This window comes from Halorubrum lipolyticum DSM 21995 (assembly GCF_000337375.1).
GTDB lineage: Archaea > Halobacteriota > Halobacteria > Halobacteriales > Haloferacaceae > Halorubrum > Halorubrum lipolyticum.
This window is the reverse complement of the sequence record NZ_AOJG01000041.1, coordinates 60,675-72,596: the sequence shown is the minus strand read 5'-3', so window position 1 is coordinate 72,596 and position 11,922 is coordinate 60,675. Positions and strand designations below refer to the sequence as shown.

Annotated in this window: 15 protein-coding genes and 1 pseudogene; 7 read left to right on the top strand and 9 right to left on the bottom strand. The window is 65.3% G+C overall.

Translation table 11 applies throughout. From position 1 onward, the window contains the following. Positions 1–13: 13 nt before the first annotated feature. From C469_RS14980 to C469_RS14965, 5 genes are all read right to left on the bottom strand, one after another. Positions 14–517: a Tfx family DNA-binding protein gene (locus C469_RS14980; RefSeq protein ID WP_008008099.1), complete on the bottom strand. Its 504-nt coding sequence runs from the start codon at positions 515–517 to the stop codon at positions 14–16. Positions 518–740: 223 nt separating this feature from the next. Continuing rightward, positions 741–1,694, bottom strand: coding sequence for a hypothetical protein (locus C469_RS16940; RefSeq protein WP_147587327.1), 954 nt, complete (start codon positions 1,692–1,694; stop codon positions 741–743). Between the two features lie 378 nt (positions 1,695–2,072). After that, positions 2,073–2,447, bottom strand: coding sequence for a hypothetical protein (locus C469_RS14975; protein WP_147587326.1), 375 nt, complete (start codon positions 2,445–2,447; stop codon positions 2,073–2,075). 42 nt (positions 2,448–2,489) lie between these two features. Next, positions 2,490–2,966: a TRAM domain-containing protein gene (locus C469_RS14970; RefSeq protein WP_008008097.1), complete on the bottom strand. Its 477-nt coding sequence runs from the start codon at positions 2,964–2,966 to the stop codon at positions 2,490–2,492. A gap of 125 nt (positions 2,967–3,091) precedes the next feature. Beyond that, positions 3,092–3,439, bottom strand: a complete 348-nt coding sequence (locus C469_RS14965; RefSeq protein ID WP_008008095.1) for a hypothetical protein — start codon at positions 3,437–3,439, stop codon at positions 3,092–3,094. Positions 3,440–3,539: 100 nt separating this feature from the next. Here C469_RS14965 and C469_RS14960 point away from each other — a divergent pair, with 100 nt between their 5' ends. Both C469_RS14960 and C469_RS17785 read left to right on the top strand, forming a co-directional pair. Then, the gene (locus C469_RS14960) at positions 3,540–3,830 is read left to right on the top strand and encodes a hypothetical protein (protein ID WP_008008092.1); all 291 of its coding nucleotides are present in this window, start codon (positions 3,540–3,542) and stop codon (positions 3,828–3,830) included. Continuing rightward, positions 3,827–3,970 (top strand): annotated as a pseudogene (locus tag C469_RS17785) (3-keto-5-aminohexanoate cleavage protein); the annotation flags it as partial. The gene C469_RS14960 and the pseudogene C469_RS17785, both read left to right, overlap by 4 nt. A 280-nt stretch (positions 3,971–4,250) precedes the next feature. Here C469_RS17785 and C469_RS14955 read toward each other — a convergent pair. Beyond that, positions 4,251–6,119 (bottom strand): acetyl-CoA carboxylase biotin carboxylase subunit, encoded by a 1,869-nt coding sequence (locus tag C469_RS14955; protein WP_008008091.1) that lies wholly within the window; start codon positions 6,117–6,119, stop codon positions 4,251–4,253. A gap of 141 nt (positions 6,120–6,260) precedes the next feature. Between C469_RS14955 and C469_RS14950 the strand changes: the two genes are divergently transcribed. Then, positions 6,261–6,515, top strand: coding sequence for a hypothetical protein (locus C469_RS14950; protein WP_008008088.1), 255 nt, complete (start codon positions 6,261–6,263; stop codon positions 6,513–6,515). 169 nt (positions 6,516–6,684) lie between these two features. Here C469_RS14950 and C469_RS14945 read toward each other — a convergent pair whose 3' ends face one another. Continuing rightward, positions 6,685–7,023, bottom strand: coding sequence for a hypothetical protein (locus C469_RS14945; RefSeq protein WP_008008086.1), 339 nt, complete (start codon positions 7,021–7,023; stop codon positions 6,685–6,687). Continuing rightward, positions 7,023–8,567 carry an acyl-CoA carboxylase subunit beta gene (locus C469_RS14940; RefSeq protein ID WP_008008085.1) on the bottom strand — a complete coding sequence of 515 codons (1,545 nt, stop codon included), beginning with the start codon at positions 8,565–8,567 and terminating at the stop codon, positions 7,023–7,025. The genes C469_RS14945 and C469_RS14940 overlap by 1 nt, the downstream gene beginning before the upstream one ends. A gap of 270 nt (positions 8,568–8,837) precedes the next feature. On the opposite strand from C469_RS14940, the gene C469_RS14935 reads away from it, so the two are divergent. From C469_RS14935 to C469_RS14920, 4 genes are all read left to right on the top strand, one after another. After that, a complete protein-coding gene (locus C469_RS14935) occupies positions 8,838–9,476 on the top strand; it encodes a 50S ribosomal protein L1 (RefSeq protein ID WP_008008083.1) in 639 nt (212 codons plus the stop codon). Then, complete coding sequence (locus tag C469_RS14930) at positions 9,473–10,513, top strand: 50S ribosomal protein L10 (protein ID WP_008008082.1); 1,041 nt, start codon at positions 9,473–9,475, stop codon at positions 10,511–10,513. Before C469_RS14935 ends, C469_RS14930 begins: the two co-directional genes overlap by 4 nt. Before the next feature lie 18 nt (positions 10,514–10,531). Then, a complete protein-coding gene (rpl12p, locus tag C469_RS14925; RefSeq protein WP_008008080.1) occupies positions 10,532–10,870 on the top strand; it encodes a 50S ribosomal protein P1 in 339 nt (112 codons plus the stop codon). A gap of 127 nt (positions 10,871–10,997) precedes the next feature. Continuing rightward, positions 10,998–11,189 carry a hypothetical protein gene (locus C469_RS14920; protein ID WP_008008078.1) on the top strand — a complete coding sequence of 64 codons (192 nt, stop codon included), beginning with the start codon at positions 10,998–11,000 and terminating at the stop codon, positions 11,187–11,189. Here C469_RS14920 and C469_RS14915 read toward each other — a convergent pair. Then, complete coding sequence (locus C469_RS14915; protein WP_008008076.1) at positions 11,170–11,838, bottom strand: SWIM zinc finger family protein; 669 nt, start codon at positions 11,836–11,838, stop codon at positions 11,170–11,172. The genes C469_RS14920 and C469_RS14915 overlap by 20 nt on opposite strands. Positions 11,839–11,922 lie beyond the last annotated feature (84 nt).

Below are 11,922 nucleotides of genomic sequence, written 5' to 3'. Positions count from 1 at the left end.
TTTCGCCGCCGGCTCAGGGCCGCCGCACCCGGATCGTCCCGTCGGAGTCGACGGTGACGAACAGCCGGTCGCGCACCTCGCGTCCGTGGACCGCGTCGCCCGCGCGGTCGCCGATCGTCTTCATCAGGTCGGGCGCGGTCTGGTTCACCTTCACGCCCGCCTCGTCGCAGGCGTCGTACACCCGCTTCGGCGCGTCGTAGAGGTCGGTCCCCGATTCGATCTCGACGCGGACCGGGGCGGCGAGCGCCTCGGCGAACGCGACCGTCTCGCGGGCGCTCGCCACGTTGTCGCGGGCGCTGGCCTCGACGCTGGAGACGTTGGCGCGCGACGTGCCCAGCCGGTCCGCGATGTCGGACTGGCGGAGTCCCCGCTCGCGGAGGGCCAGCACCTCGGCCTGTCGGCGGGTGAGAACGCTCTCGTCCGCGTCGAAGCCCGCGCGCGCTAACAGCGCCGCGGCGTCGACGTCGTCGGGGTCGGGGTCCGAATCGGGACCGGCGGCCCCCTCGTCTGCGACCATACGCGTCTTCAGGGGACGCGCGCTCAAAAAACGGCGGTTTCGGCGAGGACGGAGCGCGGAGAGCGGAACGAGGAGAGCGGAACGAGGAGAGCGGAACGACGACGCCAGAGCGAAGAGAGCGAAACGGGGCGGAGTCGGCGGCGGATCGGCAGCGTCCGGACTGTCCGTGGGGTGGGGCCGTCCCCGGGACGCGACCTACTTCCCATAGAAAGAACAGTTCGTTTTATTCGTCTATCGAAGTGAAGAATGTTACAAGATATCCATTCTCCGTCTTAACCTCTACAATAACCTGTATCTCAGACACGGTTGTTGTTGGCTCGGTAATCGGAACATCAATCTGTTCAGATAAGTCTGCATCAGGGTTATCTGTTCCAACAGCGATATTATTTGAACTTACCTGAATTTCATCATAGTGTGACATTTTAAATTCAGTGATATGTCGGTCATTGTAAGACCGAGTTGATTCAAACTCTGGTTCGGGGAACCCAGCGTCAACCAGATCTAACATTTTCTCTTCACCCCCAACGTGTGCAACAACTCTGAACATAATACTGCCAGATAATCGATCTCCCTCTTGAATCGTGTACACCTCTTCAATCGGAATTGTTACCGAACCACCCGGCTCTTCAATTCGACCAATTTCTTCATCAGATTCAACTGTAATGTACTCGGCATCAAACTGGTGTGCGGTAATAACTGTTTCTCCAGTTTGTAAGTCCTGATCTACAATAATTTCTTCTCTAATCGGTATGCTATTACCCTCGACAGATTGGTCACTAATCACTTCTGTAGATCCATCTTCATAGGTCACAGTGACAGACGTATTTGGGAGATTCTCTCGTTCTTCAACTCCGAAATCGCTAAACTCTAATTTCGTATCTTCAGAGGATTGAGGATCGTCTACCTCATACACAACTTCCCCGTCTTCAGGATTTTCACCAGTATGTAGGACTACGTTTGTCGGAGTGTTAGCTTCCGATTCAGCATTATCTTTGAGATATGCGTAAGCTAAACCTACATCCTGAGCATTATAGTAAATAGTAGCTCTGACAGAATCATCCGTTCCGAGCGGTGTAGAGTCATCATCTCCATCAGAATCATCAGAACTGTCGCCAAGATTTACTGTACACCCAGCAAGACTGACGAGTGAAATAGACAGTATCGCTCTACGATTCATATGGCAACTATAATAACTCGACACTTATTAGTTCGCCTACTTTTCAAACTCTATCTCAGTACTTACCCGATCTCGATTCAAAACCATCCAGAGAATGGGAGAAAACTGGCTCAAGTCTGTTAAAATCCCACTCTCCAGACACATTTTCTTCGAAACAGATATTCTTGAACATCGTTTTATATTTGGGTACTATGATACACTACAACACATGTGTCTCACACATTGATCCTATCAATTCTTAAGGAATTCAACAGAACCATCAGATTCCTCCAACGAAGATTTCTCCAAGAAACTATCAAAGTAGTTGAGAGCAGTTTTGTAGTTTCCAATAGTATGATCAGAACCAGTTCTTGATTTGAGTCTTTCAGGTAGATGTCTCTATTCGTCACTGCTATCACCTTCTTCGTCCGAATCTTCGAATTCCATGCGCTTGTAGGATTCCAGCGAAGATTGATAGGTCAATTCATGAATCGTGTCTGGGTCTGTCTTCGAGTCGATGTTAGCGGTGATCTCTCTGGTTTGTTCTATTCCATCAAGCACTTGCGAGATCTCGTTGATGATTTCGTTGTTCACGTCTCGCAATTCTTTTTCAAACTCGTGCTCGTCGCTGTCACGCTGTATATACTCTGAGACGGCTGTTCTGACTAACTGCGAAGTAGATGAGAAGTCAGAGTCCTCAACGAAGTTTGCCCACTCGTCCCGCTGTTCTTCCTCAAGACGGACTGTGTAGGTGATTTCGCCCGCACTTGGCACTGTCACTCCCTCGACTTAATTACTTCTGAAGTACATCCCTTTCTACTTCCCCCAGAAGTTCTCGCGGCTGCCGAGCCGCTCGCGGTCGGGGCGGTCGCGGCGCCGGTCACCCGCGTCGTCTTCGTCGTCGGCCGCCTCGACATCGTCGCCGGCGAGCCCGTCGCCGTCCTCCTCCTCGGGGTCGTCGGGGAGGCGCTCGACCACGTCCCGCGCGGTCGCGTGGCTCGATTTCACGCGGTGGATCCGGACCTCGGCGCGCGCCGGCGGGAGGAGCCCGTCGACGAGGACGATGAAGCCGTCGTCGGTGCGGCCGACGCCGGCGCCGCTCTCGTGGATGTCGTCGACCTCGACGACGACCTCCTCGCCGGGCTGGACCGGCTGCTGTTTCAGCTCGTAGATGGGCATGTCGTAGTGGTTACACCACTCCGCGCCGCCCTTGTTGCCGTAGTGTTGACACCCCATCCCCTCGATTCGTTCGTCGAAACTGGGGCAGTCGTCGGCGAGTGGACAGTCCGCCATACCGTAGGGGAGACCGGCCGTTGTTGAAACGTTTTCGACTGGCCGTCCGCCTAATCCGGCGTATCGGCGTCTCATCCGGGTGAACGGTTGCTGAATCGGTCGACCGCTCTCGTTTCACCCCCGACTCACAGAAACTCCCGAACCTCCGAGTACCACATGTCGTGGTGGTCGACCGCGCCCACCGCGTCCGCCACGTCGACCGCGATCGCGTGCCAGCACCGCTCGGAGGGGTCGTCGGCGTCGAGGTTGTACGTCGCGTCGGCGCAGGTGCACTCCCCGTCCTCGACGACGTACTCGTCGTCGTGACCGACGACGACGGTGAAATCGCGGTAGCGTTTCACCCGCCCCTCGCCGACCGCCTCGATGGCGCGTTTCCCGCGATCGCCGTGCTCGTCGACGACGGCCGCGGCGATCGGGCCGGTCAGCTCCCCGGCCTCCGCGATCGCCGCGCGCCAGTCGTCGACCGGTTCCATGCCGCCCCCTTTTCGGGCGTTCGGTTAAACACCGTCGGTCAGGACGACGGTCTCCCGCTCCGACGCGCGGTTTCAAGCCCCTCGCTCGCCATCGTTCGCCATGGTTGAGACGTGTCCGCATTTGACGTATCACGGGGCGGGCGACAGGGCCACCTTCGACGGGGCCACCTTCGACGAACCCCGCGCGTTCTGTACCGTGACGGGGTCGTTCGTCCAACCCATGCGCGCCGACATCTGTAACGCGCGGTACGGTCTCGACCCGGCGACGGACTGCGGGTTCTACGTCGAGCCGGAGTCGGGGTCAGAGCCGGAGTTGGACTCGGAGTCGGAGGAAGAAACGCCGTCGGACTCGGAGTCGGGGGCAAGCGGACGCCCCGACGCCGAGCGATGACCTACGACGACTACCTCGACGGGAAGTCGGTGATCGTCACCGCGGCGCTGACCGGCGGCGTCCACGGGAAGGAGGCCCACCCCGACCTCCCGGAGATGCCCGCGGAGATCGCGGCGGCCGCGGCCGCCTGCGAGGCCGCTTCGCGGCCGAGCAGCACGCGCGAGGGAGTCGGCCGACCGAAGGGAGGCCGACGAGGCTGGGGAGGTGTGAGGTGCTGTGCGGAGCGGTACGGGCTGGGGCTTTGGAGGTGTCCGCCGCAGATTTGTTCTCGGCTACTTATAAGCGAGCGGCTGGGGCTTTGGCGGTGTTCGCTGTCGATCCGTTAGTGTCGATTTATAACCAAACGGCTGAAACTTCGGATCCGCTCACCGCGGAGCCGTCGATCAGTTATAAACGACCGCAGCCGGAGAACGCTCGATCCTACTCCAGAACGATCAGCACGTCGCCCATGTCGACGCTGTCGCCCTCGCCGACGTGGACGCTCGCGACGGTGCCGCCGCGCTCGGCGACCACGTCGTTCTCCATCTTCATCGCTTCGAGCACGCAGACCACGTCGCCGGCGGACACCTCGTCGCCCTCGTCGACGTTGACCGAGAGGATCGTCCCCTGCATCTCGGCCGCGATCGCCTCGCCGCCCTCGGCGACGTCGACGCCGCCGTCGTCCTCGTCGTCGGCCTTCGCCTGCGGGGGACGCTGCTGGCCGCCGCTCCCGCCGGCGCCGCCCTCAGGGACCGGGATCGCGGGCGCGCCGCGCTCCTCCAGTTCGACCTCGAAGCGCTTCCCGTTCACCTCGACGGTGAACTCGCGTTCGGACACCTCCTCGTCCCCGTCGTCGCTCGCCGACGCCGATTCGCTTCCCCACTTCTCCTGCGCCTCCGCGACCAGCGCGTCGTCGAGCTCCTCGTCGAGGTACTTCGTGGTGTGGGTGCCGTCGACGAACCGCTCGTCGTCGAGCATGAGCCGGTGGAACGGGACGATGGTGACGACGCCGTCGAGCTCGTACTCCGCGAGCGCGCGCTTCGACCGCGCGAGGCACTCCTCGCGGTCCGACCCCCACACGATCAGCTTCGCGATCATCGAGTCGTAGTCGGTCACCAGCTCGTCGCCCTGCCGGAGCGCGTCGTCGACGCGGACGCCGATCCCGCCCGGCGGGTCGTACGTGTCGAGCCGCCCCTCGTTGGCGGGCTGGAAGTCCTTCGCGGCGTTCTCGGCGTTGATCCGGAACTCGATCGCGTGACCGTCCAGCTCCACGTCGTCCTGCGACACCGAGAGCCCCTCGCCGCTGGCGACCCGGAGCTGCTCTTTCACGATGTCGATCCCCGTCAGCTCCTCCGTGACCGTGTGTTCGACCTGGATCCGCGTGTTGACTTCGAGGAAGTAGAAGGGGGTGTCCGGCCCGAGCGGCTCCGCCGGGTCGCGGTCCACGTCCTCCTCGACGAGGAACTCGACAGTGCCGGCGTTGGTGTAGTCGGCGGCGGCGACGCCCCGGCGAGCGGCCTCGCCGATCCGCTCGCGCAGCTCGTCCGAGAGCGCCGGGGACGGCCCCTCCTCGATCACCTTCTGGTGGCGGCGCTGGAGCGAGCAGTCGCGCTCGCCGAGGTGGACGACCTCGGTCTCCCCGTCGTCGCCGTCGCCGGCGTCCGCGACGATCTGCACCTCGACGTGGCGAGGGGTCTGGAGGTAGCGCTCGAGGTAGACGGAGTCGTTCGAGAAGTACGCCTCGCCCTCGCGCTTGGCCGACTCGAGCGCCTCCTCGGCCTCGGCGGCGCTCTCGACGACCTTCATCCCGCGGCCGCCGCCGCCGCCCTCGGCCTTGATCGCGACGGGGTAGCCGTGCTCGTCGCCGAACTCGGTCACCGCCTCGACCTCGGTGACGGGCTCCGTCGTCCCGGGGACGATGGGCACGTCGGCGTCGTCCATCACGCGGCGCGCGTGCGTCTTCTCGCCCAGCCGCTCCATCGCGTCGCTGGCGGGACCGACCCAGGTGATCCCGTCGGTCGCCTCGACGCGGGCCGCGAAGTCAGCGTTCTCGGCGAGGAAGCCGTAGCCCGGGTGGATCGCGTCGGCGTCGGCCGCCTTCGCGGCCTCGACGACCGCCTCCCCGTCGAGGTACGAGTCGGCGGCGCGGGCGGGCCCCACGTTGTACGCCTCGTCGGCGTACCGGACGTGGCCCGCGTGCTTGTCCGCGTCGCTGTACACGGCGACGGTGTCGACACCCAGCTCCGCACAGGCGCGCATCACCCGTACCGCGATCTCCCCGCGGTTCGCGACCAGAACCTTGTCGAACATTCTTACACCATCATTCCACCATAACCCACCTCATTCTATCGGTCCGCGACGACGATCGGTGACGACGATCGTCGTACCGCCTCGGCAGTCACCGGAATCTTCCCGAGACGATTAAGAGCCTGCCGGCCGCCATCTCCGGACATGCTCTCGCCCGGAAACCCCTACGTGCTGCCGTCGGTGCTGGTCGCGGCGGGCGCGTATCTCGCCGCGACGCTGTTGACGGACGCCTCGCTGCTCGTTCGGCTCGGTCTCCTCGCCCTCCTCGCGGGGGTCGTGCCGATCGTTCTCAACCGACTCCTCGGCGGCGGCTCGGCCGACGACTGGCGCGACGAGCCGATCGAGGGGGCGGAGCAGGGCGACGACGACGGCGCGACCGACGAGTCGCGCGAAGCGTGACCCGTCGACCGTAGACGCGTAACCCGTCGGTTACACACACTGTCCATAGCTATATAGGCAATCAGACGTATTCTCGGCCGCGCCCTGCGAAGGGTTCGTGTGGCGGTCGGACCACCGGGTCCACCGGGGCTCACCGGGTCCACCGCCGGGGGAATGCGCGCGACCCGACTCAGAACCGGTCGGCGCGGCCGGCCGCGGTCCACGGGTCCGTCGGCGCGCCGACGGGGACGCGGACCGACCGATTCTGCAGCCGATCGACTCGACCGGCGAACGCCCAGCGCTCGCCCTCCCAGTCCGGCTCGTCGTCCGCGGCGGCGGCCGCCGCGGCCGCGGCGCGCTCGCCGTCTCGGACGTGGGCCGCGACCGCGGCGGCGATGGCGGCGGCCTCCGCGTCGTCGGCGTCGTCCGGGATCGACAGCCCGTCGAGGGCGACGGCGTCGTCATCGGCGGGCGCGGTGCCGCCCGATTCGGACGCCGCCTCGTCCGATTCGGATGCGTCGGCCGCCATCAGATCGGGATGTTGCCGTGCTTCTTCTCGGGCGCGTCCGAGCGCTTCCCCTTCAGCATGGTCAGGTCGTCGATCAGCCGCGCGCGGGTCTCGGCGGGCTCGATCACGTCGTCGACGAAGCCGCGGTCGGCGGCGGTGTAGGGGTTCGCGAACTCCTCGCGGTACTCGTCGATGAGCTCCTGTCGGCGCGCGTCGGGGTCGTCGGCCTCGGCCAGCTCCTCGCGGTAGAGGACGTTGACGGCGCCCTTCGGCCCCATCACCGCGATCTCGGCGGTCGGCCACGCGTAGTTGACGTCGCCGCCGATGTGCTTCGAGGACATCACGCAGTAGGCGCCGCCGTACGCCTTTCGAGTGATCACGGTGAGGAGGGGGACGGTCGCCTCCGAGAAGGCGTACAGCAGCTTCGCGCCGTGGCGGATGATCCCGTTGTGCTCCTGATCCGTGCCGGGCATGAACCCGGGCACGTCCTCGAAGGTGAGGATGGGGATGTTGAACGCGTCACAGAAGCGGACGAACCGGGCGCCCTTCTGGCTCGACTCGATGTCGAGGGTGCCGGCGTTCACGCGGGGGTTGTTGGCGACGATCCCGATCGAGTGGCCGTCGAGACGGCCGAACCCGACGACGATGTTCTTCGCGAAGTTCTCCTGCACCTCGAAGAAGGACCCCTCGTCGACGACGCTGCCGATGACCTCCTTCATGTCGTACGGCTTCCGCGGGGCGTCGGGGACGATGTCGCCAAGCTCCTCGTCGGCGCGGTCGGGGTCGTCCCACGGCTCGACGCGCGGCGGGTCCTCCACGTTGTTGGCGGGGAGGTACGAGAGCAGCCGCGCGATGTCGTCCAAGGCGTCCTCCTCGCTCTCCTCGGCGAAGTGCGCGACGCCGGAGGTCGACGAGTGGGTGACCGCGCCGCCGAGCTCCTCGAAGCTCACCTCCTCGCCCGTGACGGTCTCGATGACGTCCGGGCCGGTGATGAACATGTGCGAGGTGTCCTTGACCATGAACGTGAAGTCCGTGATGGCGGGTGAGTACACCGCCCCGCCGGCGCAGGGCCCCATGATCGACGAAATCTGCGGGATCACGCCGGACGCCTCCGTGTTGCGCCGGAAGATCTCCGCGAAGCCGCCGAGCGACGCGACGCCCTCCTGAATGCGGGCGCCGGCGGAGTCGTTGAGCCCGACGACGGGCGCGCCCACGTCCATCGCTTTGTCCATCACCTTGCAGATCTTCTCGGCGAACACCTCGCCGAGCGACCCGCCGAAGACGGTGAAGTCGTGCGCGAAGACGAACGTCTTCCGGCCGTTCACCTCGCCGTACCCCGTGACGACGCCGTCGCCCGGGATCTGCTGTTCCTCGGTGCCGAACTTGTGGTTCCGGTGGGTGCGAAACCGGTCGAACTCGTGGAACGTCCCGTCGTCGAGGAAGTAGTCGATGCGCTCGCGCGCGGTCATTTTCCCCCTGTCGTGTTGGGACTCGATCCGGTCTTCGCCGCCGCCGAGCGCCGCCCGCTCGCGGCGCTCGCGGAGATCCTCGATACGGTCGTCCATCGTCACGCCGGACCACCCTGAGTCATTACCTCGTGGGTCGGCGAGCGGCATCAAAAGGGTTCCCCTATGCGACGTTTTCGCCTTCGACGGTCGTCGAAACCGGCGTCGAAGGCAGCGAGGCCGGGAACCGCGCGCACGGACCCTGTCTCCGGTTCTCACCCGGACCGGCGGTTCGACGCTTTTAAACCTCCGATGGACCACTCTCCGGTGAGACAGGCTTCGCCTGTTTCACTGACCCGTAGGAGCGACCTGCGTACTACGGAGGTGAAAATGGCAGACACAATACAAGAGGCCGTAACCCTCGCACTCGACGATGCGCCCGAGCGGAACTTCCGCGAGACCGTGGACATCGCGATCAACCTGCGAGACCTCGACCTCAACGATCCGTCGAACCGCATCGACGAGTCCGTCGTGCTGCCGGCTGGAACGGGGCAGGAGACACAGATCGTCGTCTTCGCGGAGGGCGAAACCGCCGTCCGCGCTCAGGAAGTTGCTGATCAAGTGCTTGACAGCGACGACCTCGAGGAGTTAGGAGACGACGACGACCGCGCAAAGGACCTGGCCGGCGAAACCGACTTCTTCGTCGCGGAGGCCAACCTGATGCAGGACATCGGTCGGTACCTCGGTACCGTCCTCGGTCCGCGCGGGAAGATGCCTACCCCACTGCAGCCGGACGACGACGTCGTCGACACAGTCAATCGGATGAAAAACACGGTGCAGCTCCGGTCGCGCGACCGGCGCACGTTCCACACCCGCGTCGGTGCCGAGGACATGGGCCCCGACGCGATCTCGGACAACATCGACGTCATCATCCGGCGACTCGAAGCGAGCCTCGAGAAGGGGCCGCTCAACATCGACGGGATCTACGTGAAGACCACGATGGGTCCCGCCAAGGAGGTGCCCGTATGAGCTCGGTCCGTAAGACCGAGACGATCCCGCAGTGGAAGCGCGAGGAGGTCGACGAGCTCGTCGACTTCATCGACTCGTTCAACTCCGTCGGGATCGTCGGCGTCGCCGGCATCCCGAGCCGTCAGCTCCAGGCCATGCGCCGCGAGCTGCACGGCTCCGCGGACGTCCGGATGAGTCGCAACACGCTCACCGTCCGCGCGCTCGAGGAGGTCGACGACGGCGTCGAAGAGCTGACCCAGTACGTCTCGGGTCAGGTCGCGCTCATCGGCACGAACGACAACCCGTTCGGCCTCTTCAAGCAGCTGGAAGCCTCGAAGACCCCCGCCCCGATCAACGCGGGCGAGGTCGCCCCCAACGACGTCGTCATCCCCGAGGGTGACACGGGCGTCGACCCGGGGCCGTTCGTCGGCGAGCTCCAGACGGTCGGCGCGGCCGCGCGCATCCAGGACGGCTCGATCATGGTCACCGAGGACTCGAAGGTCCTCGAGGAGGGCGAGGTCGTCGACGACGACCTCGCGAACGTCCTGACCGAGCTCGGCATCGAGCCGAAGGAAGTCGGACTCGACCTCAAGGGCGTCTACTCCGAGGGCGTCCTGTTCGAGCCGGACGAGCTCGAAATCGACGTCGACGAGTACGAGGCGGACATCCGCTCGGCGGCCGCCGCCGCGCGGAACCTCTCGGTCAACGCCGCGTACCCGACGGCCGCCACCGCCGGCACCCTTCTCGCGAAGGCGTCCGGCGAGGCGAAGTCCGTCGGGCTGTTCGCGGAGATCGAGAGCCCGGACGTCGTGCCCGACCTCATCGGGAAGGCCGACGCCCAGCTCCGCTCGCTCGCGGCCCAGATCGACGACGAGGAGGCGCTCCCCGAGGAGCTGCAGGGCGTCGAAGCCGCCCCGGCTCCCGAGACGGGCGACGCCGACGAGGAGGAACAGGCGGAGGAAGAAGACGACACGGACGACGCTGAGGCGGCCGCCGACGACGCCGACGATGACGACGGCGACGACGGCGGCGAGGGCCTCGGCGCGATGTTCGGATAACACCACGAGGACACACCAATGGAATACGTTTACGCTGCGCTCATCCTGAACGAGACTGGCGAAGAGATCAACGAAGACAACGTCACCGGCGTGCTCGAAGCCGCCGGCGTCGACGTCGAGGAATCCCGCGTCAAGGCGCTCGTCGCCGCGCTGGAGGACGTCGACATCGAGGAGGCCATCGAGACGGCCGCCGCGGCCCCCGCCGCAGGCGCCGCCGCGGGCGGCTCCGCGGACGCCGCTGAGGCCGACGAGGCCGACGACGAGGCCGACGAGGAGGACGCCGCCGAGGAAGCGGCGGACGACGACGACGAGGACGAGGGCGACGGCGGCGAGGGCCTCGGCGAGCTCTTCGGCTGACGCCGGACGACCGCCGCGACCTCGACCGCGTCGACCGACTCTTAAACATCCAATTTTATCGAACCCGCTATCCCGAGTGATAACGCCGTCCGCGAGTTTATATACCGATCTCGGAAACGGAGAGCTGATGAAGATCGTCGACGGCGACAAGGTCGAGTGCGATCGGTGCGAGTCGGTGTTCCCGATCGCGGACGTCTCGCTGCTCGAGAAGGAGACGAACCGCGACTACGAGCGGGTGCTGTGCGCGGAGTGTTTAGGGGCCGTCGGGGTGCCCAAGGGTTACTCGCTCCGCCGGGACATCACTCACCTCGCCGGGTGAGCCGCGAGGCCGGGAACCCGTACCGGTCGCAGTCCTCGACGCTCCGCCCTGGACGGACCGACGCCGCGTACACCGCCTCGACGACGGGCTCGTGGGCGCCGTAGTCGGCGTTCGTGGCGTACTCGGCGACCGTGCGACCTTCGCCGGTCCGGTAGGCGTCGGCGCGCTCGGCCGTCACGTCGACGACGACGAGCCGCTCCCCTGTCTCGCGGTCGCGGGCGACGGCACCCGGTTCGAACGCGTGCCGGTCACAGAGCCGCGCGCCGCCGGCGTCGAACGGGACGAACGTCTCCGCGCCGCAGACCGCGCAGGCGCCGACGCGCTCGTCGGGCGCGGGGACGGCCCCCGCGGTCACCTCCATCGCGACGCGGCGGATATGCTTGCAGCGCGAGCCGCGGATCGCGTGGTCCGGGCAGGTGCAGGTACCCGCGTCGAGCGCGACCACGTAGGTGCCGCCGTCGGTCTCGACGACGTAGCGACGGTCGCGGAGCGGGCGGACCGTCATCGCCTCGGCGGCGGCGCGCGTGGACCGGTCGTCGCTCTCGCCGGGCGACGCCTCTTCGGACGCCGAGGGCGGCGTCGTGGACGACTCTCGCGACGGGAACGGTTCGGGCGCTGCTGACGCGGGTGTGTTTCGGGTGTGCGTCATACGTGACTGCGAGGGGGACCCTCGCTTCGCGTCGAGATAGGAGACCGAAACGGATAAGATCGCCGCTGAGGCGGGGCGAGCGGG

Coding starts and splice junctions, on each gene's coding strand:
- C469_RS14980 (WP_008008099.1), bottom strand. CDS start 517: ATGGTCGCAGACGAGGGGGCCGCCGGTCCCGATTCGGACCCCGACCCC.
- rpl12p (WP_008008080.1), top strand. CDS start 10,532: ATGGAATACGTTTACGCTGCGCTCATCCTGAACGAGACTGGCGAAGAG.
- C469_RS14920 (WP_008008078.1), top strand. CDS start 10,998: ATGAAGATCGTCGACGGCGACAAGGTCGAGTGCGATCGGTGCGAGTCG.
- C469_RS14930 (WP_008008082.1), top strand. CDS start 9,473: ATGAGCTCGGTCCGTAAGACCGAGACGATCCCGCAGTGGAAGCGCGAG.
- C469_RS16940 (WP_147587327.1), bottom strand. CDS start 1,694: ATGAATCGTAGAGCGATACTGTCTATTTCACTCGTCAGTCTTGCTGGG.
- C469_RS14940 (WP_008008085.1), bottom strand. CDS start 8,567: ATGGACGACCGTATCGAGGATCTCCGCGAGCGCCGCGAGCGGGCGGCG.
- C469_RS14955 (WP_008008091.1), bottom strand. CDS start 6,119: ATGTTCGACAAGGTTCTGGTCGCGAACCGCGGGGAGATCGCGGTACGG.
- C469_RS14945 (WP_008008086.1), bottom strand. CDS start 7,023: ATGGCGGCCGACGCATCCGAATCGGACGAGGCGGCGTCCGAATCGGGC.
- C469_RS14915 (WP_008008076.1), bottom strand. CDS start 11,838: ATGACGCACACCCGAAACACACCCGCGTCAGCAGCGCCCGAACCGTTC.
- C469_RS14950 (WP_008008088.1), top strand. CDS start 6,261: ATGCTCTCGCCCGGAAACCCCTACGTGCTGCCGTCGGTGCTGGTCGCG.
- C469_RS14970 (WP_008008097.1), bottom strand. CDS start 2,966: ATGGCGGACTGTCCACTCGCCGACGACTGCCCCAGTTTCGACGAACGA.
- C469_RS14960 (WP_008008092.1), top strand. CDS start 3,540: ATGGTTGAGACGTGTCCGCATTTGACGTATCACGGGGCGGGCGACAGG.
- C469_RS14935 (WP_008008083.1), top strand. CDS start 8,838: ATGGCAGACACAATACAAGAGGCCGTAACCCTCGCACTCGACGATGCG.
- C469_RS14965 (WP_008008095.1), bottom strand. CDS start 3,439: ATGGAACCGGTCGACGACTGGCGCGCGGCGATCGCGGAGGCCGGGGAG.